The 21,682-nt window shown below is 46.2% G+C and carries 22 protein-coding genes; 6 read left to right on the forward strand and 16 right to left on the reverse strand.

Going from position 1 to position 21,682, the window contains the following annotated elements; genetic code table 11:
• The first annotated feature begins 17 nt into the window (after nucleotides 1–17).
• From MKX35_RS24240 to MKX35_RS24250, 3 genes are read left to right on the forward strand one after another with little or no spacing between them, the layout of a single operon-like run.
• Nucleotides 18–329: a LapA family protein gene (locus MKX35_RS24240; protein ID WP_076298542.1), complete on the forward strand. Its 312-nt coding sequence runs from the start codon at nucleotides 18–20 to the stop codon at nucleotides 327–329.
• 2 nt (nucleotides 330–331) lie between these two features.
• Nucleotides 332–1,372, forward strand: a complete 1,041-nt coding sequence (locus MKX35_RS24245; RefSeq protein WP_042193612.1) for a M42 family metallopeptidase — start codon at nucleotides 332–334, stop codon at nucleotides 1,370–1,372.
• A complete protein-coding gene (locus MKX35_RS24250) occupies nucleotides 1,356–2,186 on the forward strand; it encodes a hypothetical protein (protein WP_076298543.1) in 831 nt (276 codons plus the stop codon). The genes MKX35_RS24245 and MKX35_RS24250 overlap by 17 nt, the downstream gene beginning before the upstream one ends.
• Before the next feature lie 54 nt (nucleotides 2,187–2,240).
• Here MKX35_RS24250 and MKX35_RS24255 read toward each other — a convergent pair whose 3' ends face one another.
• The 10 genes from MKX35_RS24255 to hemE all read right to left on the reverse strand — a co-directional run bounded on the left by MKX35_RS24255 (nucleotide 2,241) and on the right by hemE (nucleotide 12,652).
• A complete protein-coding gene (locus tag MKX35_RS24255) occupies nucleotides 2,241–2,753 on the reverse strand; it encodes a tetratricopeptide repeat protein (protein ID WP_076283177.1) in 513 nt (170 codons plus the stop codon).
• A 12-nt stretch (nucleotides 2,754–2,765) separates the two neighbouring features.
• A complete protein-coding gene (locus tag MKX35_RS24260; protein ID WP_076298544.1) occupies nucleotides 2,766–4,703 on the reverse strand; it encodes an ABC-F family ATP-binding cassette domain-containing protein in 1,938 nt (645 codons plus the stop codon).
• A gap of 54 nt (nucleotides 4,704–4,757) precedes the next feature.
• On the reverse strand, nucleotides 4,758–5,360 hold the full coding sequence (locus MKX35_RS24265) for a TetR/AcrR family transcriptional regulator (protein ID WP_076283179.1): 603 nt from the start codon (nucleotides 5,358–5,360) through the stop codon (nucleotides 4,758–4,760).
• Nucleotides 5,361–5,371: 11 nt separating this feature from the next.
• A complete protein-coding gene (locus MKX35_RS24270) occupies nucleotides 5,372–6,175 on the reverse strand; it encodes a DUF92 domain-containing protein (RefSeq protein ID WP_076298545.1) in 804 nt (267 codons plus the stop codon).
• Nucleotides 6,176–6,198: 23 nt separating this feature from the next.
• Complete coding sequence (locus MKX35_RS24275) at nucleotides 6,199–6,822, reverse strand: fumarylacetoacetate hydrolase family protein (protein ID WP_042186808.1); 624 nt, start codon at nucleotides 6,820–6,822, stop codon at nucleotides 6,199–6,201.
• A 36-nt stretch (nucleotides 6,823–6,858) separates the two neighbouring features.
• Complete coding sequence (locus MKX35_RS24280) at nucleotides 6,859–7,590, reverse strand: glycerophosphodiester phosphodiesterase (protein ID WP_076298546.1); 732 nt, start codon at nucleotides 7,588–7,590, stop codon at nucleotides 6,859–6,861.
• A 21-nt stretch (nucleotides 7,591–7,611) separates the two neighbouring features.
• A complete protein-coding gene (locus MKX35_RS24285) occupies nucleotides 7,612–9,000 on the reverse strand; it encodes a CapA family protein (protein ID WP_076283182.1) in 1,389 nt (462 codons plus the stop codon).
• 180 nt (nucleotides 9,001–9,180) lie between these two features.
• A complete protein-coding gene (gene hemG / locus MKX35_RS24290) occupies nucleotides 9,181–10,602 on the reverse strand; it encodes a protoporphyrinogen oxidase (RefSeq protein ID WP_076298547.1) in 1,422 nt (473 codons plus the stop codon).
• Nucleotides 10,599–11,555 (reverse strand): ferrochelatase, encoded by a 957-nt coding sequence (hemH, locus tag MKX35_RS24295; RefSeq protein ID WP_139328657.1) that lies wholly within the window; start codon nucleotides 11,553–11,555, stop codon nucleotides 10,599–10,601. The genes hemG and hemH overlap by 4 nt, the downstream gene beginning before the upstream one ends.
• A gap of 35 nt (nucleotides 11,556–11,590) precedes the next feature.
• The gene (hemE, locus tag MKX35_RS24300; protein ID WP_076298548.1) at nucleotides 11,591–12,652 is read right to left on the reverse strand and encodes a uroporphyrinogen decarboxylase; all 1,062 of its coding nucleotides are present in this window, start codon (nucleotides 12,650–12,652) and stop codon (nucleotides 11,591–11,593) included.
• Between the two features lie 278 nt (nucleotides 12,653–12,930).
• Between hemE and MKX35_RS24305 the strand changes: the two genes are divergently transcribed.
• The gene (locus tag MKX35_RS24305) at nucleotides 12,931–14,151 is read left to right on the forward strand and encodes an MFS transporter (protein ID WP_076298549.1); all 1,221 of its coding nucleotides are present in this window, start codon (nucleotides 12,931–12,933) and stop codon (nucleotides 14,149–14,151) included.
• 7 nt (nucleotides 14,152–14,158) lie between these two features.
• Here the strand turns inward: MKX35_RS24305 and MKX35_RS24310 are convergent, their stop codons facing one another.
• Nucleotides 14,159–14,788 carry an O-methyltransferase gene (locus tag MKX35_RS24310; RefSeq protein WP_076283186.1) on the reverse strand — a complete coding sequence of 210 codons (630 nt, stop codon included), beginning with the start codon at nucleotides 14,786–14,788 and terminating at the stop codon, nucleotides 14,159–14,161.
• A gap of 198 nt (nucleotides 14,789–14,986) precedes the next feature.
• Between MKX35_RS24310 and MKX35_RS24315 the strand changes: the two genes are divergently transcribed.
• Both MKX35_RS24315 and MKX35_RS24320 read left to right on the forward strand, forming a co-directional pair.
• Nucleotides 14,987–16,126 (forward strand): THUMP domain-containing class I SAM-dependent RNA methyltransferase, encoded by a 1,140-nt coding sequence (locus MKX35_RS24315; RefSeq protein ID WP_076283187.1) that lies wholly within the window; start codon nucleotides 14,987–14,989, stop codon nucleotides 16,124–16,126.
• 203 nt (nucleotides 16,127–16,329) lie between these two features.
• Nucleotides 16,330–18,300, forward strand: a complete 1,971-nt coding sequence (locus MKX35_RS24320; protein WP_076298621.1) for an LTA synthase family protein — start codon at nucleotides 16,330–16,332, stop codon at nucleotides 18,298–18,300.
• An 86-nt stretch (nucleotides 18,301–18,386) separates the two neighbouring features.
• On the opposite strand, the gene MKX35_RS24325 is transcribed toward MKX35_RS24320, so the two are convergent.
• The 5 genes from MKX35_RS24325 to racE form a co-directional block, all read right to left on the reverse strand.
• A complete protein-coding gene (locus tag MKX35_RS24325; protein WP_042126265.1) occupies nucleotides 18,387–18,626 on the reverse strand; it encodes a DUF1450 domain-containing protein in 240 nt (79 codons plus the stop codon).
• 41 nt (nucleotides 18,627–18,667) lie between these two features.
• Nucleotides 18,668–18,970: a HesB/IscA family protein gene (locus MKX35_RS24330; protein ID WP_076298550.1), complete on the reverse strand. Its 303-nt coding sequence runs from the start codon at nucleotides 18,968–18,970 to the stop codon at nucleotides 18,668–18,670.
• Nucleotides 18,971–19,095: 125 nt separating this feature from the next.
• Nucleotides 19,096–19,347, reverse strand: a complete 252-nt coding sequence (locus tag MKX35_RS24335) for a hypothetical protein (protein WP_076283188.1) — start codon at nucleotides 19,345–19,347, stop codon at nucleotides 19,096–19,098.
• A gap of 110 nt (nucleotides 19,348–19,457) precedes the next feature.
• A complete protein-coding gene (locus MKX35_RS24340; RefSeq protein ID WP_076298551.1) occupies nucleotides 19,458–20,666 on the reverse strand; it encodes a M14 family metallopeptidase in 1,209 nt (402 codons plus the stop codon).
• 207 nt (nucleotides 20,667–20,873) lie between these two features.
• Nucleotides 20,874–21,680 carry a glutamate racemase gene (gene racE / locus MKX35_RS24345; protein WP_076283405.1) on the reverse strand — a complete coding sequence of 269 codons (807 nt, stop codon included), beginning with the start codon at nucleotides 21,678–21,680 and terminating at the stop codon, nucleotides 20,874–20,876.
• Nucleotides 21,681–21,682 lie beyond the last annotated feature (2 nt).

The raw sequence follows: 21,682 nt of genomic DNA on the forward strand, positions 1-21,682 counted from the left end.
TGAGGAGGAAGAATTCAATGAGAATTCAATGGTCTTTAATTGCAGGTCTAATCTTTGCGCTGCTAACAGCCATATTTGCAGTCATCAACGTGGATCCCGTTCAAGTCAATTTCGGTTTTGATGTAGTTAATATACCGCTGATCCTAGTTATTCTGGGCTGCGTGTTAATTGGTGGAATCATCGTGGGTTCTTACGGTATTTTTCGCCAGTACAAACTACAAAAACAAATTAAAAGCTTAAATGCTGAGCTAACCAAACTTCGTGATGCCGACACTTCTTTAGATTCTTTTAACACAGACAATGATGGCCTGACAGGAGGACTTAACTAATGATTACTATTCAACCAAACGAAGATTACATACTCTCAATCCTAAAAAAATTGCTGGATACACCGAGCCCCAGCGGCTTCACAGCACAAGTAATGAACCTTGTTGCCGAAGAAGCGGCAGCATTAAATGTACCGCTAAGCTGGAATGAAAAAGGCGGCGTAATTCTAACCGTCCCAGGCCTAGATCCTTCCCGTACTATCGGCATCAGCGCTCACGTGGATACACTTGGAGGCATGGTTCGCTCTATAAAATCTGATGGTACACTGCGACTGACCTCTGTTGGTGGCTTCACTATGCACAGCATCGAGAACGAATACTGTGTGATCCATACCCGCAGCGGCAGAACCTATACTGGAACCATCTTAACCAGCCATCCATCCGTTCACGTATATCCAGATGCTCGTGATTTCAAACGTTCAGAGGAGAACATGGAAGTACGGATTGATGAGCTAGTATCTAACAAAGAAGATGTACTTAAGCTAGGCATCTCCGTTGGTGATTTCATTTCCTTCGATGCACGTGCGGTGATTACACCTAGCGGGTATATTAAATCCCGACATCTGGATGACAAAGCGAGCGTTGCTGCCCTTCTTGGCCTGCTGGAAAGCATGAAGCGCGAAGGTTGGAAACCGCTCCACAACCTTTCTTTCCTCATCTCCAACTATGAGGAAGTGGGACATGGCACAGCTTGGATTCCTGGCGAGATTAATGAAATGATCGCAGTCGATATGGGCGCCATGGGCGACGATCTTAGCTGTAAAGAAACCGATGTGTCCATCTGTGCAAAAGATTCTTCCGGCCCTTATGATTATGTTATGACTGGCCGTTTGATTGAGCTGGCAGAAGCACTTGCTATTCCTTATGCCGTTGATATCTATCCAATGTACGGCTCCGATGCTTCCGCTGCCCTTCGAGGCGGCAATAATATTCGTGCCGCACTGATCGGCCCAGGCGTACACGCCTCCCACTCCATGGAACGTACACATAAGCAAGCTGTAGTAAACACTGCTAAGCTTCTCGCTGCTTATGTGGGCACTAACTGAGGCAAGCACTGGCAAGTTAAAGCAGCTCTGGAGACGTAGACAATGGCTGATAGTCTCACTTCTGCTGCTCATGATAGCAGCATCAGCAATCTCGATGTTCCTGTTTTCCAGAAGCCACAAGGAAAATCCCTTTGATGGTCTTCCACACGCTTACACTTATTTAGAGACCGTGAGTCCAGAAAATGTTCAACTCTATATGATGTCACTTTCACCCGAAGATATTAAACTCAGAGCCGCTGGTGCACCCCTTAAGCAAGTGATTGCTTATGGGATTAATGGAGGTTTCTTCTATGGAGATGCACTTCTATCCATTGCCATCATGAATGATATCCCCACTAACGGTGTTAAAAAGGCGTACGGCTCCGGCTGGTTTAACGCTAAATATGCGCGCGGAACCCTGGTCTGGGATGGTGCCAGTCGTAGCTTTTCCGTACAGGTCGTCTCATCGGGAGAAGAATTGAACGTTACGGATCGCCAGCATTATTTTGCGCAAGGCGGCATTAGTATGAATCTGCAAGATGAGGATCTCTGGGAAGATGTGATAGCGAAAGAACATCTTCCTTATTCGGATGAGAAACGAATGCGCTCAGGCATGCTGTATGACGATAATGGCAAGCTGTGGCTGATTGTTACGCCAACACTCTCGACGGCGGCAGAGTTCCGTTCAGCCATCCTACAGAGCGTGCCTGCTGAAGGTCTCGAAGGTATTTTTCTAGATGGTGATGGCTCCTCACAGATGAATGCTGATGAAATCATCTTACCTGGCGACTCTCGTGCCGTGGTGCAAATGATCGCGGTGGACGGAACGAAATAAAGCAAAAAGAAGCGATACTCTACTATTAGAGATCGCTTCTTTTTGTGATTTTATTCAATCCCAGACTTGCTCCAGCTTATCTGAGTAATATGAAATGGCCTTACTATAACTTCTTATTCCTTCATCCGCTGAGGTTTCAGCCAGCAATTTTAGTAACATCCCCATAGCCAGACTATGATCTCCGAGATTGTGCAAGGTCATTGCAAGGAACACCGGAAATTCCTTATTCTCTGGGTACTCTTGAATGGCCTGCTCCAATATTGCTTTGGAATTCTCATATTCTCCGAGTGTTCGGTAGGTGCTGCCCAGTCCCAATAGAGCGCCGACTCTCTGCTCCGTTGATAAGCCTAGTGTTAAGCTTTTCTCATAATAGGGTACTGCCTCGCGTTCCAGACCGAGCACATCATGCGTCCACGCTAATTGATACAGAAGTTCTGCATCATTACTATTCTGCTCATATAGCTCTAACAGCATCACTCTGGCTTCTTCAGCTTTACCTTCGTTTCGCAGGGCTACAGCTTCCACAAGTTGATTCTCCAAACTGAGCCCTCCCTTATTGTCACACATGGACAATCCGTTTTATGCTTTACCAGCGATTTTCTCTGCAAGCTCATTCAGATAGGTCCAGCGCTCCATTAGACGCTCCAGCTCGGCTTCGGCAAGCCGCTGCTCTTCCACTAGCTCCTGCAGTCTCCCAGAGTCAGCAAACGCTGCTTCCATCTCCGCACTAATATCAGTCAAGCGCTGTTCTGCAAGCTCGATCTGCTCGTCAATTCCTTCATATTCACGCTGTTCCTTAAAACTGAATTTGAGTTTGGTCTTGGAAGCTGATGATGCCGCTGTGTTACTGACTGTTTCTGTAGTCTCTTTACCCTTTGCATTACCGTCATCTTTGTTCGATTCTGCATTGCGTGAAGGAACATTTTTGGCCAGCCATTCTTCATATTCCGTATAATCGCCAACATGAAGCCGAATTTCTCCATTTTCAAAGGCAATCAGCTTGTCTATAGTCCGATCCAGGAAATAACGGTCATGGGATACGGTAAAGACGACGCCCGGGAATTCATCCAGATAGTCTTCTAAAACAGCCAACGTGCCAATATCCAAGTCGTTCGTAGGCTCATCCAACAGCAATACGTTTGGTGCTCCCATCAATACACGAAGCAGATAGAGGCGTCTTTTTTCGCCACCAGACAGTTTGGAAATCGGCGTCCATTGCATCGCAGGAGGGAACAAGAAGCGTTCGAGCATTTGGCCTGCCGTAATGACGCTACCATCAGCTGTACGTATGACTTCCGCCTCTTCCTTCACATATTCAATAGCTCGCATGCTGTCATCCATATCCTGATGTTCTTGCGTAAAGTAACCCAACTTAACCGTCGCGCCAAGCTGAACCTCACCCTTATCCGGCTGTAGCTTACCTGCAATCAGATTCAGAAGTGTTGATTTACCGCTACCATTTGGACCTACAATACCTACGCGATCTTGTGGTACAGCAATATAGGTCAGATCTTTAATCAACTGACGACCATCCAGCGATTTCGACAGTTCATTGATTTCAATGATTTTGCGACCCAAACGTGTGGATGCCACCGAAATATCCAGCGAACCGTTCGAACTGCTTCCTGTACTTTCTTTCAGCTTCTCAAAACGGTCGATTCTTGCCTTTTGTTTCGTTGATCGTGCTTTAGCTCCACGACGAATCCAAGCAAGCTCCGTACGAAGCAGGTTCTTACGCTTTTGCTCCGCAGAGGCTTCACGCTCTTCACGGTCGGCTTTTAGCTCTAGAAAACGGGAATAGTTGGCCTCATAACGGTATAACTTTCCTCCGTCCAGCTCTAGCATGACACTTGCGACACGCTCCAGGAAGTAACGATCATGCGTTACCATTAAGAGAGCGCCGCGCCGTTTCTGTAAATATTGCTCTAGCCAAGCCACGGAGTCCGTATCAATATGGTTCGTAGGCTCATCCAGAATAAGAAGCTCAGATGGAGTAATCAGGGCAGCCGCAAGTGCTACACGTTTCCGTTGACCACCAGACAGCGTATCCATCAGCGCATCGAATTTCACTATACCCAGCTTAGTAAGTACGCTCTTAGCTTCACTCTCCAAATGCCAAGTACCTGCTGCATCGATAGCCTGCCCAATCCGCACCAGTTTGCCTTCCAGTTCTGCATTACCTGGCTCTTTTTCAAGGCGAGACATGATCTCCATATACTCACGCATGATGGCAAGATCTGGATCATCTCCGGCGAAGACCTGTTGCAGTACTGTATTTGTCGGCTCATAAGGAGGGTTCTGTGCTAAGTACTGCACTCGAACATTATTTCCGATCGCAATTTGCCCACCATCCGGGGTATCCAGACCGGCAATAATACGTAAAAACGTTGATTTACCCGTTCCATTCACACCGATCAAACCAATTTTATCCCGATCGTCCATACCAAATGAAGCATCACTAAAAAGTACTTTCTCTCCATAACTTTTGGAAAGATGTTCCACGGTCATAATATTCATGCTATTTCCTCGCTTGCCTTATATTTTCATAAAACCGGTCGCAGCATGAAGCTGCTATTCCACCGGTCTATCATCCTGACCTAAATTCAAGTAATCCATAGCCCCTTTAATAAAAAGACCCGCAGCGAAACCAGCGCGTTTATACGCATCTTCTTCCTTAAAAGATGGATCGAACAAAATATCCATCTTCAGTCGATCCAACATCCCTATGTAGGACTGCGCCATAAGCTCAGGCTCAGACACTCCGCCCTCCAGCAATACCTTCACCACTGCCTGCATATATTCTTCCATAAAAAGTGTCATATACGCCACAAGCTCTGGGTTATTGTTCGGTGCGCGGAAAAAGAGCTTCGTGTGTCGCTTACGCTCATAATAATAGTAAAGATGATGTTTGGCGATAATTGACAGTTTACCTGCCAAAGTATCACTAGCCTTCAGCTTTTCCTGTAATTGCTGAAGGAATCCCTCACAATCCCGGCGCGTTACCGCCATGAACAATTCTTCTTTACTCTTGAAGTATAAATAAACGGTGCCCTTAGCAATTCCGGCCTGAACCGCAATTTCCGACATCTTCGTTTCGTAAAATCCACCTGAACCGAAGAGCTCATATGCGGCATCCAGAATGGCAGTATGTTTATGATTGGACGTGCTGCTCATCGGTTCCTCCTTTAAAACATCATCCCACACAATAAGGCAATAGCCCCTCCGACGATAGAGCTAATAGCATTGACTGCATCATTAGTCATCCACTTCCAGCCACGTGCGTATTCAACCTTTTTACCGCAGTGATGTGTACTTTCCACTTCGCGTCCGCAAACGGTGCAACGATTCATCAGCTGAACGGTTGCCCCTAGAATAGAATCCGTGAACGCACCCGCAAGTCCACCTGTGAGTCCTGCCAATGTAAGCAACAAGAAGGATTGATCTGGCATGCCAGATATCATCCGTAGCAGCCATGAAGATGCACCGATAAGTGCACCTCCTGCGGCGGCGGCCAGCGTACCCAGGCTTGATACGCCACCTGAGGCACCGGCAGGAAGTATTTTACCTGTCAGGACAGACCGAGGCAGCTTCTTGCTGAGTGTACCAATCTCCGTAGCCCATGTATCAGAGGTTACCGTTGCCATAACGCCGATAAATAAAAATTCCCAATGTTCCATCGGAACAATCGCATTCAATAGAACGAAAACCATCCCAAGCCCACCATTAGCAAAGACCTGCCCAGCATCTCGGCGACCTGTCTTGGCATAAGTCAGCTCAAGCTCTGCCTTATTATCATGATGAAGCTTAGACAACAGGCTTGAAGAGATGAAAAAAACCAACAATATTCCAAACCAAAAGGCATTTCCAGCACCAAAATAAATGGTCCCCATGGCTACCGCGGCAAGCATGCCGGAAAGGCTTAAGGATTGTTTCCTATAAGCCGCCCCCGCAACTAACAAAGCGCCAAGGGCGCCGATAATCCATAACATAGATTCATCTCCAACAGATGTTTTTAGCCGATCAGGCAAGTCCCCATCAGCTTGTCACCCCAGTACAATTCAAACGAATCTCCTGATACGGTAGAGCCTACACCTTCTGGTGTTCCTGTGAATATCACATCATCTTTACCCAGCCCGTAACGCGCAGCGATAAAATCGACAATTTTTTGGAGCGAAAAAATCATATTTTTAACATTACCTCGCTGAACTTCAACACCATTTTTTAAAACCGTGAAATCCGTTCCTTCCAGCTCTTCCTTGTCAGGAAACGCAATGTAAGGTGTGAGTGGAGCAGCGTTCTTAAAGCCTTTAGCCGGAGTCCAAGGCAGACCTTTCTTCTGCAGATCATTATGCACATCACGCAGTGTGAAATCCAGTCCCAGAGCCATAACATCCACCAAATCCTCCACGCTCATACCCGGTACATAATCACGCGCGATCCGTAGCACAAGTTCTCCTTCATAATGAACCTGACCTGAATCCTTTGGAAGCTGAATGACTGCTTTATCGAGGGAAACCGCCGCATGTGAGGGCTTCAAAAAAATGAGTGGCTCTACGGGGACATTATTTCCTAATTCCTCCGCATGTAGCTTGTAGTTCCGTCCAACACAATACAAATTATTAACAGCAGCGCACACAGACAATCAGCTCTCTTTCCCATCGAATTGGATTATTTATACATTTAGAAATGTATCGCCCCAGATATCCGGACGGTTTGTACAAATCATTATATCAGAATGCATATCTGCTAAGCGACGCATCTCTTTTCCTTTGTTCACTGTCCAAGCCATAATCTTCACACCTTGCTCCGTCAAAACCTTAGCCAATCTAGGATTTAAACGCGAGAAGCTAATCGACAAAAGAGAACACTCCAGTTCATGCAGCCTTCGAGCAGGATTACCAAACCTTGAATCAAAAATTAAGCCTGTACGAAAGCGGGGGTCTATTTCCTTGATTTTTTTCAACACATCTGTGTCAAAAGAGGTCAAAATCACGTCGTCCCGCATGCCTTTAGAGGAAATAAGATCCGTCACCTTCTGTTCGATGCCAGGATACATATTGCCCACTGTTTTCAGTTCAATATTGAGACGAAGTCTACCGGAGGCTAAAGAGAGCACTTCTTCCAAGGAAGGCACCCGCTCTCCCCGAAAAGAACGCCCTTTCCAGCTACCCGCATCGAGACGCCGGATATGTTCCCAATCCATATTCCTCACCTTACCATGACCATTGGTTGTACGGTCCAGTGTAAAGTCATGAATGACAACAGGAACACCGTCCTTGGAGAGCTGGACATCCAATTCCATCCAGTGTACAAAAGGCATGGCAATGGCCATCCGGATCGCTGCTAATGTATTCTCCGGAGCTTTACCGGAAAATCCCCGATGGGCAACACATAAATTGTTCATCATAAGGACCTCCCAGGAACCCTATTTTGTAACTTGAGTCACTTTGCCGTCACTGTTGATCTTAACTCGACCAGCAGATAAAGACTCTATTTTTTTCAGCAAAAGCTGTCCGTTCACCTGATTCATGGGCACAGGCTGAGCTAGCTCAGCAGTCATAGGCTTCAGCTGTAATGAGCATTGACCTTTTTTACTACATTCCGCCTGAAAAACAGCAGTTTCCCAAGTGGCAGGTACCGTTGATCTCGTAAAAATAAAATTACCAGTGCTGTAGGCGATCCACTTGCCTTTGTATGGCTCCACACCTTGCAATACATGTGGGTGACCACCAATGACAAGATCAGCTCCCGCATCGACAAAGCTACGTCCAAGGGTCTGCTGAGTATTATCGAACTGCTCTACCCGTTCTTTACCCCAATGGACAACTACGACAACCAAATCAGCTTTTTGTTTAGCTGCAGCAATCGCTTTAAGTCCTTCTCTACTATCATATACTGAAGCAAGCCCGGGTTTATTTTTTCCCGCCATCCAATCAGATGCAGGAATCACCCGTGTGAACCCCAGCAAGGCGATCTTAATCCCTTTACGCTCAAAATATTGCGCTGAGAATGCTTCTTTACTATTGAGTCCAGCACCAACATAAGGAATGCCTCTTTCCGAGAGATGACTCAGCGTGTCTCGCAGGCCTTCCTCCCCTTGATCAAGCGTGTGATTGTTCGCCATATTTACTGCATCCACTCCGGCTGCTTTAAGAGCATCTAGTGCTTTGGGCGAGCCTTTGAATACGTATTGCTTATTAGCGGCGCCAACCCCACCCGTGGTCACAGGAGTCTCCAGATTCACAATCGTAAGATCATCCTTCTTGAACATTCCATCGAGCGCGGCATACGAATAGTCGTAACCTTTCTTTTCGAGCAATTCCCCGGCTTTCCCCGAAAAAATAACATCTCCACCAAAATTCAAGGTCACTGTATTGCCAGAAGCCTGGTCATCTGATGGAAGTCCAGACACAGAACCACCATCTGCGACTTGGGAGCTACCTTCATCTGGCGAAGGGGTCTCAGTTGGTACAGGCGCCTGTGTTTCAACATTTTCTTCTCTCTTTGGCTCTGGTGTAGGTGTAGCTTCCGGGGTTACCGTTGGAGAAGGGATGGGAGACTCCGTGGCTTCAGGCGTTGCAGTCACTATAGGTGCTGTCTCCTGAGCAGTACTATCCGGCGTAGGCGAAGCCGTCATTTGCGCCACTGGAGGTGGCTCAGAACTTCCCTTGAATCTGTCATCCATAAAACTATAGCTGAGCGCCACAATAATCAACAGAAGTAGACCTGCATTGACCCACATCCAGGCCGTTCTGCGCTTACGTTTGCTCTTATGTTTGTTCTTCTGTCTAGAACGCGATCGCGGCGGATACATTGTTTCTATGATCTCCTCTACTCTCAAATTGGTTCTATTATAGCATACCTAGCACCTGTCCCTCCAAATACGAGAGTCCATTAAAATAGTATAATCTAATTTTCAAACAAAAACGGTGAAGCAAAAAAATCTTCGCTTCACCGTTCATTATATAATTCTAACTCTCCCGTAAATGAACAATTAATTCGATATACGCTTTGCAGCGCTTTGTGCTGTAAGCTTAGCCTGCTTAACACAATCGGGCATTGCCACTCCATCATATCCAGTTCCAAAGACATATATCCCAGGAAGTGTGGTCTCAAGCTCCCTATGGAATTTAGAAAGATTGTCAAGATGTCCAACAGGATACTGTGGCATCGAATGTTCCGAACGAGTAATTTCCGTGAATATAGGTTTCGCTGTAATGCCCATGATCTCTCGTAAATCCTTACTCACTAGCTCCGTAAGAGCCTCATCTGGAAGTTGAACATTCTGCTCATCTCCGGAACGGCCTACATGACAGCGCATAAGTACTTTATCATCTGGACTCGTATGCGGCCACTTCGTTGACGTCCATGTACAGGCAGTAATATTGCGCCCTTCCTTACGTGGCACAAGAAAACCTGCTCCAGCATCATCAATTTCGATATCCTTCTTGTCGAAGGCCATGACTAAGTTCGCAACCGATACATAATTTACCGCATCGAGTGCTGAAACATCCACATGTGGACGCAAAAGTTCGGCAGCAAAAGAATTTGGTGTGGTGATATATATTTCATCCGCAAGCAGCCGTTCGCCACTTTCCAGTTCTAGCTCATAACGAGAAGCATTAGTTCCTGTAGCATGTATAGAGACCACCGCAGCTTCAGTTCGCTGTTCTACATCATGCAGTTCATGAATCAAGCCATGCACGAGACTTTGTAGTCCTTTTCGAAATGTCAGAAAAGTGCTGTTCTTTGTGCTCGTATTTGTCTTGGAGGAATTCTGTTCTTTAATGATTCCACGAATAAGACCACCATACTGCCGCTCTACTTCTCCAAATTGCGGAAAGGTAGCCTGTAGGCTGACTTTGCGTAAATCCCCAGCATACATACCGGCTAATAGCGGTTCGGTCAAATTCTCCATCACTTCAGTACCTAAACGTCGCTCAATCAGCTGTCCGAGGGATTCATCGTCATTACTCCGCTTAGGAGGAAGGATCAAGTCCATCAGCGCGCGTATTTTGCCACCGAATGAAACCAGAGCACTTGATAGAAATGGCTTTAGTTCAGTAGGAATTCCAAGCACAAGACCGGAAGGCATAGGATGAAGCTTGTCACGCTGTAGTATATAGGTCTTCTCTGCCTTTGGATTTGTGTTCACAAGCTCGTGATCTAGCTCTAATTCCTTAGCCAATTCAATCATCTCTGTTTTGCTAGCTAAAAAAGAATCCGGACCCTTCTCAATCACAAATCCATCCCGGTGCAATGTTTCGATCTTCCCACCAAGAGTCTTGTCTTTCTCTAGCAGTACAATATCAGGTTTCACGCCAGCTTCTTTGTAAAACTTACGAATGTAAAAGGCGGCGCTGAGTCCACTCAGCCCACCGCCTATGATAACAATTCGCCTAGAGGGACCAGTCATGACTGACCGGCCGACATTTGATTCAGTCTTGTACGAACAACATCGCTCAATACGGACATGTACGCAGGATCGCTGTTTAATGATTCAATCCGCATAAGACGCATATCCAGCTCTGAAGCTACGGCTGTTGCCTCGATATCAAGGTCATACAGCACTTCTAAATGATCGGATACGAACCCGATCGGTGCCACTAGAACATACTCTACCTGTTCCTTGCTAAGCTGCTGAAGTGTATCCAGAATATCTGGTCCAAGCCATGGTTCAGCAGTCCGTCCTGCACTTTGCCACGTAAACTGCCAATTGGTTATCCCCGCTTGATCTGCAATAGCCTTTGAGGTCTCCAATAGTTGATCTTTATAAGGATCCCCCATAGCTAGAATACGCTCTGGAAGACTATGCGCGCTAAATAATACCCTTATCTCATCGCGAGTAGCGCCTGCTTCGATATATTGATCTATTTTCGCAGTTACTCTCCGGCTTAGAACATCGATTAATACTGGGTGCATATGGTAACTCTCCACAAAACCCATGTTGATTTTACATGCATCAGCCTTTTCCTGAGCACGTTTGATGTAGCCACCCACGCTCATGCTTGAATAGTGAGGGGCAAGCACAACACCAACCGCTTGGGTAATGCCGTCCTTCGCCATAGCCTCGACGCCGTCCTCAATAAACGGATAGGCATGCTTCAAACCCTGATAGCAGACAAATTCAACATCCGCCCCAGCTTTATCCGCGTTTAATGCTGCCTGTAATGCAGCTACTTGACGGTCTGTGTTCTCCCGCAGCGGGAATACACCCCCGACGATCGCTTCATAGCGATCTGTTAATTCTTTAAGCTGCTCCGCTGTCGGCGGATTACCTCGCCGAATATGAGTGTAATATGCTTCAACGTCTTCTAAGCTTTTAGGAGTGCCATACGACATGACGAGAACACCTATTTTTGCTGTCACGGATTCCATCCCCTTATAGATTTAATAGGCTATTTTTAAGAACGCAGTTTGGCTGATTCTTTCAATACTTCCTGTGAATATTCGTGAATATATTCCGTTAATTCTCTAAGCTTCTCTAAAGAAGCCTCCGGGAATAAACCATGACCCAGATTGAAGATATATCCCGGCTCTTGTACCCCTTCATCAATTAACGCTTTCGCTTGCTCCTTCAAGACGTCCATCGGCGCTGTAAGTAAATACGGATCCAGGTTGCCTTGAATCGCAAATTTCCCACCGGTTCTGCGTCGACCTTCGGACAAGCTCACACGCCAGTCCACCCCGATTACATCCGCTTGAAGCTTCGTAAGACTCGGTAGCAATTCGCCAGAGCTTACGCCAGGAAAGTATATTTTCGGTACATCAAGATCGGATAATTCGGAAAAAATACGAGAAACCGTCGGTAACACATACTTTTCAAAATCGCGAGGCGCAAGGGCACCGACCCAGCTGTCGAACAATTGAAACGCTTTTCCACCACTACGCACGTGACTGCGGAGGTAAGCGATAATCATATCGCCGAGCTTGTCCATTAACATTTCCCAGACACGGGGTTCACTGTACATTAGCTCTTTAGTCCGAATATATCCTTTGGAAGGTCTGCCTTCGATCAGATAGCTGGCAATTGTAAACGGTGCGCCTGCGAAAGTAATCAAGGGCACGTCCAGCTCCTTATCCAGAATTGCAATCGTCTCCAAAATATGTCCGAGATCGCCTTCAACATCAATGGGCTTCAGTCTCTCGACATCTGCTGCAGAGCGAATCGGATTCTCGATCACAGGGCCAATATCTTTGACGATATCAAATTTCACACCGATAGAAGCGACCGGATTCATAATGTCTGAATACAAAATGGCCGCGTCCACACCTAGCTTGCGCACAGGCATCAAGGTTACTTCAGCCGCTAACTCAGGCTGTTTGCAGATTTCAAGCAATGAGTACTTTTCCTTGATTTTACGGTACTCGGGATCATAACGGCCGGCCTGCCGCATGTACCATACGGGAACGTGCTCCGTATCCTGCTTTCTGCAGGCGCGGATAAAAGTGTCGTTGTAGGTCATGATAAGATCTCCATTATATTTTATAAGATTTTTTAAAATAAACGCTTACCGTCCTAATAAGGACGCCGATGGCGTTTATGCTTGATCGGCATACTTACTATTATGCCCTTTTTAAAAGGTTGTAACAAGCAAAACGAAGATCGTGGAATGACAATCCTATGACATTACTATGACATGTATTGCACTTTTGAAGCTAAAAAAATGATATACTGATAAAATGTCTATTTTTCTGTGAATCATGTATTTTCTGAAATTCTTTGAAAGGAAGTGAAAGCACTTTGAAGAAATGGGAGACATGGAAGGTCAACCTCTTAGTGCTTTGGTTCGGACAATTCTTGGTAAATGCCGGAATGACGATGATTACACCGTTCCTGACCTTGTATCTTGCTAAGGATCTTGGAGTTCAGGGTGAGCATGAAATTGGAATTTGGGCGGGCCTTATTTTTGCCGCAAACTTTTTAACTTCTTTCATTTTCCAGCCACTATGGGGAAAACTTGCTGACAAATATGGACGTAAAATCATGCTCCTGCGCTCCAGCTTTGGCATGGCTATCGTTATGGTGTTGATGGGCTTCGCACAATCCCCTATGCAGCTGCTCTTACTGCGACTGCTAAACGGTACAATCTCCGGCTTCAATCCTGCTTCCATCGCACTCGTTTCGGGTACTACTCCGAAAGCACGTATGGGATTTTCGATGGGGCTGATGCAGTCGGGTTCTGTTGCAGGTACCATCCTTGGACCACTTATTGGTGGTTTTCTTGCTGATTTAATCGGATTTCGTCCGATCTTTTATGTCGTTGGCGCCTTGCTCTTCATCGCCTCTCTGCTGGCATTATTTCTCGTTAAAGAGAAATTCGATCGTGCAGAAGCCGCACAGGAGCCACAGGTGTCAGTAATGGAGGGCTTGAAGGAATTGATCAAAATCCCTCAGCTCCCGGCGCTGTTTGGTGTAACCTTTTTGCTGCAATTTGCAATGATCAGCCCCATGGCCTTGCTGCCACTGTACGTTGAAAAGTTAAATGGGCCTGCTGAGAATATAGCCTTTTTAGCCGGAATGGTCAGCGCAGTTACAGGGATCTCCAACATGCTGGCTTCCCCCTTGCTCGGCAAGCTGAGTGATAAAGTCGGCGCACACCGCATTCTGACCTACGCGTTAATCGGGGCCTCGCTATTCCTGATTCCGCAAGCATTCGTTACTAGCGTGTGGCAGCTAATTATTGTCCGTTTTCTCATGGGGATTTTTATGGGCGGCCTATTGCCCAGCGTTAATGCGCTTATCCGGTCATATACCCCTGACGGGAAAGAAAGCCGCGCATTCGGCTTCAACGGCAGCACATTGTCACTGGGCAATATGCTGGGAGCTATCATAGGCGGCTTTCTATCTGGTTATATTGGTATTGAGGGACTGTTTATCATCTCCGGAAGCTTGTTGCTGTTAAACACCTTATGGGTTCGGGTTAAGCTATACAAAGCTACTCCGCCACGGCTATTTCGCTAATCTTCTGCTATTTCACCATAGCCAACGCCAGTCCATCATAGGCTGGCAGACAAGTGCTGATCAGACGGTCATCGGTGGCGATCATTTCATTGAAATGCCGTACAGCCAGAATGGCAGGTCCATTTCGATCAGTATTTAGCGTCCGTCCGCGGAGAAAGATATTATCACCAGCAATAATCGCTCCTGGATTAGCCATCTTGATGGCATATTCCAAGTAATTGGTATAGTTAATCTTGTCTGCGTCGATAAAGAAGAAATCGAACTTAGCGCCCTCTGCTTCAAGTGCCTTCAGGCTGTCCATTGCAGGACCGATTCTATATTCCGTAGAATCACCGAATCCGGCCAGTTCTAAATTACGGCGAGCAAGCTCGGCATAATCGGCCCTCAGCTCTAGTGAAGTCAGCGTGCCACCTTCAGTAAAGCCGCGAGATAAGCAAATCCCGCTGTAGCCACCAAGTGCGCCAATCTCCAAAATACGCGTGGAGCGAGACAATCTAACAAGCATAGTGAGTAGTCTTCCGTACCCCGGCTCGACAGACACCTCCGGCATACCCGCTTGGACGATAGCTTCTTTTACCTGAAGCAGGATTTCGTCCTCGGTATAAAGTTGTTCACTGTATTCTTCTTGGGTAAGCATAAAGATTCTCCTTTGATGATCCCCCGTTTTCTCGAATGAAGGGATGACGGGGAAGATTTTATGGTTTATGGAATGCCGGGCATTGTGAAGTGTCCCGCATTCCCCTATACTTGTATGGATGCTTTTCTTATGGTATTGGCTTTTCTTATTGTACTGGCTTTTTGTATTTATCTACAAGTTAAACGGAGTTGAGAGTATTTGAGCAAATTACAATTAATCGCTACTGCCCCTATGGGATTAGAAGCTGTAGTAGCGCGCGAATTAAACGAACTGGGTTATGAGACCACGGTCGAGAACGGTCGTGTATTGTTCAGTGGTGATTATATCGACATCTGTCGCTGTAATTTATGGCTGCGTACATCCGACCGCGTATTAGTAAAAATGGGTCAATTCCCCGCTAAAACCTTCGATGAGTTATTTGAGGGTGTTAAAGCGCTGCCTTGGGAAGACTGGATTCCCGAGAATGGAGAATTTCCGGTTGAAGGACGATCCCATAAATCACAACTAACGAGTGTACCCGCTTCCCAAGGGATTGTCAAAAAAGCTATCGTCGAGAAGCTGAAGCTCTCCTATCATACCGACTGGTTCCCAGAGAACGGACCTCGATATGTGATCGAAGTGATTCTGTTAAACGATATCGCGCTTATTACGCTAGACACCACCGGACCTGCTCTTCACAAACGCGGATACCGCAGACAGGCTACAGAAGCGCCACTGAAGGAAACGATGGCAGCCGCTTTAATCCAGCTTAGCCGCTGGAATGGCCACCGTCCGCTATATGATCCATGTTGTGGTTCGGGAACATTGTTGATCGAAGCCGCGATGATCGCTTGGAATATCGCACCGGGACTACGGCGTTCCTTCCCTTCAGAACATTGGCCAGTCATCCCTAAGTATCTGTGGGAAGAAGCTCGCGAAGAAGCTTTCGATGCCGTACGAGACGATTATCCATTGCAGCTAACCGGCACGGATATCGATCCTGCTGCTATAGAAATTGCTGAAGCCGCTGCTAAAAGCGCCGGCCTATCCGGAGAAATAACCTTCACCGTGATGGCTGCCGCCAAAGCAAGACCCCAAGGCGAATACGGCTGTATCATTACCAATCCGCCATATGGTGAACGGATCAGTAATGATAAAGAGGTGGAGAAGCTGACTCGCCAGTTTGGTGAAATGATGCTGTATCTACCGACTTGGTCATTCTTCGCGATTAGTCCTTATAAGGAATTCGAACAATATTACGGCCGTAAAGCGGACAAGCGTCGCAAGTTGTATAACGGACGTATTGAGTGTCAATATTATCAATACTTGGGTCCACTTCCACCTAGAAATCCGAAATAATTCGGAAGACAATTACGCCAAGCATGAACGGCTTCGGCGTCCTTAAAAGGACGGTAAGCGTTTATGCGAGAAATATAAGAACGGACATCTACCTCGATTGAGGACGGTGTCCGTTTCTTCTTACATACTCAACTTCTGTGCTAGGAGGCTTTAACGTGTCACGAGATCCATTTAGTAGGATCAGCTCATCCATAACGGATAGAATGATCACTATTGTCCGCTCCCGTTATATTGGTTACATCCTTTTTCTTGTCCTTATGCTCGCTAAGCTAATGTTTCTTCACAGCGGCCTGCATGCCCCTAATATTGATATGAACCGTCTCGACAAGCTCATTGCTCTCGGTTCAGTTATGCTGTTATCATTTTGGGTGTTATGGCTCCCCCGACGTGGACAAACCATAGCCCTGATAATCATAAACGTGCTCCTGACATTACTTATTTATTCTGATATTGTCTACTATCGCTACTTTCAGGATTTCATCACCGTTCCCGTTCTTTTTCAAGCCGGACAGATGGATGCACTTGGCGGAAGTATCTTTGCACTACTCCGTCCCTCTGATCTCTACTTGTTCGCGGATTGGCTGATATTTCTGGTTTACACCATTTGCGTAGTGTTATTCCGTCGGAACACGCCTACCTATAATAATGGACAGCCTTCCTATTATGCTCACACAAGTCATTTCCGTCCCTCTTCACGCTTAATGAGAGGACTAAGACGGAGCGTTAACGGGGTCGTTGCATTGGTATTAGGCTGTATTCTGACCTTTGGCCCTATCCACTCTTACGCCACTACGTGGGCAAAGGGTTTATTCACTGGTAACTGGTGGAGCTTGGCAATGTATAACGTTACTGGACTCATTGGATTTCACGGTTATGATATTTACTTGTATGCCAAAGATCATTTAGGCCCGCAGCCTGAGCTTTCACAAAAGGAAGCCAACTCCATGAAGCTCTGGTTCAATGAACACAATGCTGAGCAAAGTGCTCTTAACGACAGCTTTGGAAAATACAGCGGAAGCAACATCGTTGTTATTCAGGCCGAAGCTTTTATGAATTTTGTAGTGGGACGTTCGATCAATGGACAAGAGGTCACACCTAATTTGAACGCTCTAATCAAAGAGAATACCTACTTCAGTAATTACTATCATCAGACCTCACAAGGGCGAACCTCCGATGCGGATTTCGCCTCGAATGGTTCACTGTATCCGCTGGTCTCCGGCTCAGTATTTGTCCGTTACCCGGATCATCAATTTGACACGTTACCTGCCATTTTGAAGTCCAAGGGCTATAGCACCAATGCCTTCCATGCGTATGAAGGAAGCTTCTGGAATCGGCAGATTATGTATAAGGCGATGGGGTACGACCATTTTTATAGCAAAAAAGACTTTAAGATCGACGAGCCCCTAGGCTGGTCATTGGGAGATAAATCATTCCTGCGGCAGTCCCTAAATATTATGGATTCTGCAAAATCGATTCAGAAGCCCTTTTACTCTTTTTTGACTACACTATCTAGTCATCACCCATATTCTCTCCCTGCGGCTAAGCAAGGGCTTGATACCGGGGAGTTTAAAGGTACCATCTTCGGAGATTATTTGCAGGCTGTTCATTATACAGATGAAGCTCTAGGTGAATTGGTGAGTGATATGAAGCAGCGTGGGTTGTGGGATAACACGATCCTTGCCTTTTATGGTGATCATGATAACTCGATCCAAGATACCTCTTATTACGAACAATTTCTTGGTAAAAGCTTAAATAAGCTCGACATGCATCAAATCATGCATCAAGTTCCATTACTCATTCATCTGCCGGGTAATAACACCTCGGTGATTGATTCTAATCCGGCTGGTCAATTGGATCTCACACCTTCCTTACTCCATCTGCTTGGGATCTCACAAGATCCTTATTATCTCATGGGTAATAATCTGTTCAGCGGCAAAGAGCGACTTGTGACACTGCGAACCGGTGCCTTTGCCGATGCGAAGCGCTCCTATCTTCCAAGTGAAAATGGACAATTCAACAGTGGCACCTGTTATAGCCTCGACAGCCGCGAAGCCATTGACGTTGCGGGGTGCAGCACCGGGTTCGAGACAAGTAAGCAACGACTGCAAATCTCAGACGATATCATGAAATACGATGGCATCAAGATGCTCCGAAAGGAAGAATCTGCACCATAAAAATTTCATTTATAAAACAAAAAGCCCTAAACTCCGTCATCAACACGGGTTTAGGGCTTTTTAAGTTGATGGATAAGACCTCTGCATTATTTCTGAACGGCCGGTTGCTTGATAAAAGCTTCTACCTTCTTCAACACTTCTTCCTCTGTTGGAGCACTCACATAACGACCATTAACATATACAAAGGCCCGTTTGCCACATGGACCACAGTACGACTTACAGCCGACCTTGATCTCTGCATCAGGCGCCATCTTTTGCAGTTTGGGTATGATACTCTTCAATTTCATAAAATTACATTCATCGCACACTTGTATATCGTTAGCCATGGAGCAACCCTTCTTTATGTCCCAAATTTAAGGCGAAACGTTTAGTGATCGCCGTGATTACCTTTAGACGGATTAGTAATAACAAAACCTTCTTCAGGAAGATATAAATAATCAACGACCACACCATCAAGGAGCGGTTGATTCGGATCAAGAATAACATCGATTTCTTTATCTGTCGAGACTACAACATCATTCTCATTAGGCGTGTCCAAATCCAGTCCGTAGTGAGCATGATCACCGTGAGCATGCGTAATCGCTACGCGAAGCTTCAACTCGCTCTTTCCTTCAAGTTCCATTTGTTTCTTTATCACTTTAGCCGCATTGCGGGTAATTTTGACCTTCATCTATCATCCATCTCCTAGTACTTAAATTAAATACTCAATTACCTATTTTAAAGGTAAATGATATCTAAAAGCAACTATATTAACAAATTAGATACACAATCCGAGGTAGATCTCACTTCACTGCCTCATTTTCCGGCCTGAAGTGCCGGGTATTTTCGTCCCATCCGTGACACGAACCAGCCCATAAGAAGCATCGTCACACCAATATCATCGATCGGTAAAAAAGGCATAAAATCCGGCAACACCCAATAGAGCAGTACTGGGATTGTGAATAAAAGCTTGTCCCCTATTGCGACTTTTGGGGAGATCACATATCGCCAGGAACTACTGAAGATAGTAGACCATTGTTTCAGTGACAGCAGTTTTTTCAGTTTCATAGTGACCCTCCTCCCAAGTAAAAAGGATACAGCCGCGGATAACGTGTAGTGACGACAGCGGCCATACCCTATGGTTTATGTTACGCAAGTTTACTGTAATTGTTTCATAATTATTTCACATTGGATAGTATCGTTCCCAAAATTAGACCCGTTTCTAGCGCCATATCCTCAAAATCTGCCAATGGCAACGGATTTTTACCGATCCCCAGCTCTACTGTAAATCCTGGTTTACGAAAGGTCTGGATGAACCAATCCTTATACCCGGCATCGCTGCCAGTTAATTCGACTGCACGATAGCTGCTCGCAGCGGCCAACCGTGTTGCTAATTCGCGGCTTTCGGGAGGTTCATATCCCCGGTAATTCCAGTAGATCTCTCCCCCTTGGCTATGCAAAGACACTGCAGCTTCTCCGGGCGCGTTCTCAGCAAGTACCGCTAGAGCGGCTGCCTCAGGTTCACTTAGCGCCTCAGGACCACTGTAATCACGCGGAGAGGGCAGGATTACACCACGGCGTTCCCGTTCCTCTTCCCAATGAGCAGGGAACTGATCCCCGAGATCCACACCGCGTATATTGGCCTTCCAATGGCGAAAACTCCGCCGTCCCCCGTTCCATTTCATAAGGTCCTCATAATAAGGGTGGCCTGGTAAAACGCCCTCCTGCACTAACTCCACGCCGTCAGGGTTAGCCATGGGTACAGCCCATAGGGTCCAATTATTGTACCATTCCTCTGGACGATGACCATTCCATGCCAAACCTTTAGCATAAGCTGCTGCATACTCTTCTATGAACGACATCAGGCAAGGCGAGGTCAGCCATTCATTAGCATGTAGAGCCGCATTAACATGCAAATGGCGGGTTCCATTGCCTATTTTAAGCACATGAATTGGCTTGCCGAGCACACTGTTGCCAATTGGATATGCTTGTATAAAAGGATATTGTGCAATCAGACTGCTGATATCGTTCTCAACATCAACCGGACCGTACTCTCCACGTAAGAATACCACTCGCTCTGGAATCGGAGGCGGAATGACGAGCACTTTTCCCGGTGTACAAAAGCGCCCTGAGGACACACCTGGATTAAGCTTCTCCAAATCATCTAAACTCACATTGAATAATGAGGTTATGCGTTCAAGATCGTCCCCTTCCTGCACCGCATACCTTTTACGTGGCGAAGACGGAAGAAATAAAACCTGGCCAGGATATAAATAAGACTGTCTCCCAACCCATGGATTGCCTTGAATGACATGCTCAGGGGTTAATCCATGCAGGGCGGCAATTCGGCTTACGGTATCTCCCCTGCTTGCAATATATTGTCGCATTAGGTCTCATCCTCTCGGCCTTAAATTGCTGATACGGTGGATACAAAAATAGCAGCAAACAGCACTTAACTCTATTGTATGCAAGAGCCACTACCCTGCATGAAGGAGAAATGAATCACAAGAAAATAGGCTGGGAATGATGCTTCCCAGCCTATTTTATCTTACACTCCGTAGAGTTTGTCCCTATTCAATTCAACATTGCTCTGCTTATAACGTGGATACTTGCCATACTACTGGGGTACGTTTAATTTGTTCTCCAAGCCAGTCTCGGGCAATTCGCTGAAACATTTCAGCATCACCACTGCAGAAGAACTGATGAATTGGACTTTCATCCCCGATGGACAGCTTGCCTTTATCGTATAAAATCGTGCTGATCTCACGAGCTGTCTCATCTGCGGAACTGATCAGTTTGACTCCCGGTCCCATGGTCTCTCCAATAGGCTCAACAAGAAATGGATAATGAGTGCATCCTAAAATTAAAGTATCGATGTTATTATCTTTAATGCCTTCCAATGCCTGCTCTACAATTTCATAACTTATCTCAGAGCGGAACATACCTTGCTCAACGAGTGGGACAAGTGCTGGGCAGGCTTGACTTACAACCTCAACAAAAGGAGACAGCTGCTTTAGTGCGTTAGTATAAGCCCCGCTGCCGATGGTTCCTATTGTACCGATCACGCCGACATGTCCGCTTTTGGTCGCGCTAATTGCAGCACGGGCTCCGGGATGAATCACCCCAATGACAGGGATAGAGACCTTGGCTGAGATATAATCGAGTGCCGCTGCTGTTGCGGTATTACAAGCGATAACAATCATTTTAGGATTAAACTGGATCAAATAATCTACAATTTGTTCTGTAAACAGTGTTACTTCCTCGGTCGAACGGGGTCCGTACGGAGCTCGGGCCGTATCTCCGAAATAAATGATTTTCTCCCGCGGGAGCTGCCTCATCACTTCTTTGACAACTGTTAGCCCTCCCACACCTGAGTCTAATATTGCAATAGCTTGCTGCACGA

The sequence above is a fragment of the Paenibacillus sp. FSL R5-0923 genome, from assembly GCF_038009145.1.
Lineage (GTDB): Bacteria > Bacillota > Bacilli > Paenibacillales > Paenibacillaceae > Paenibacillus_AQ.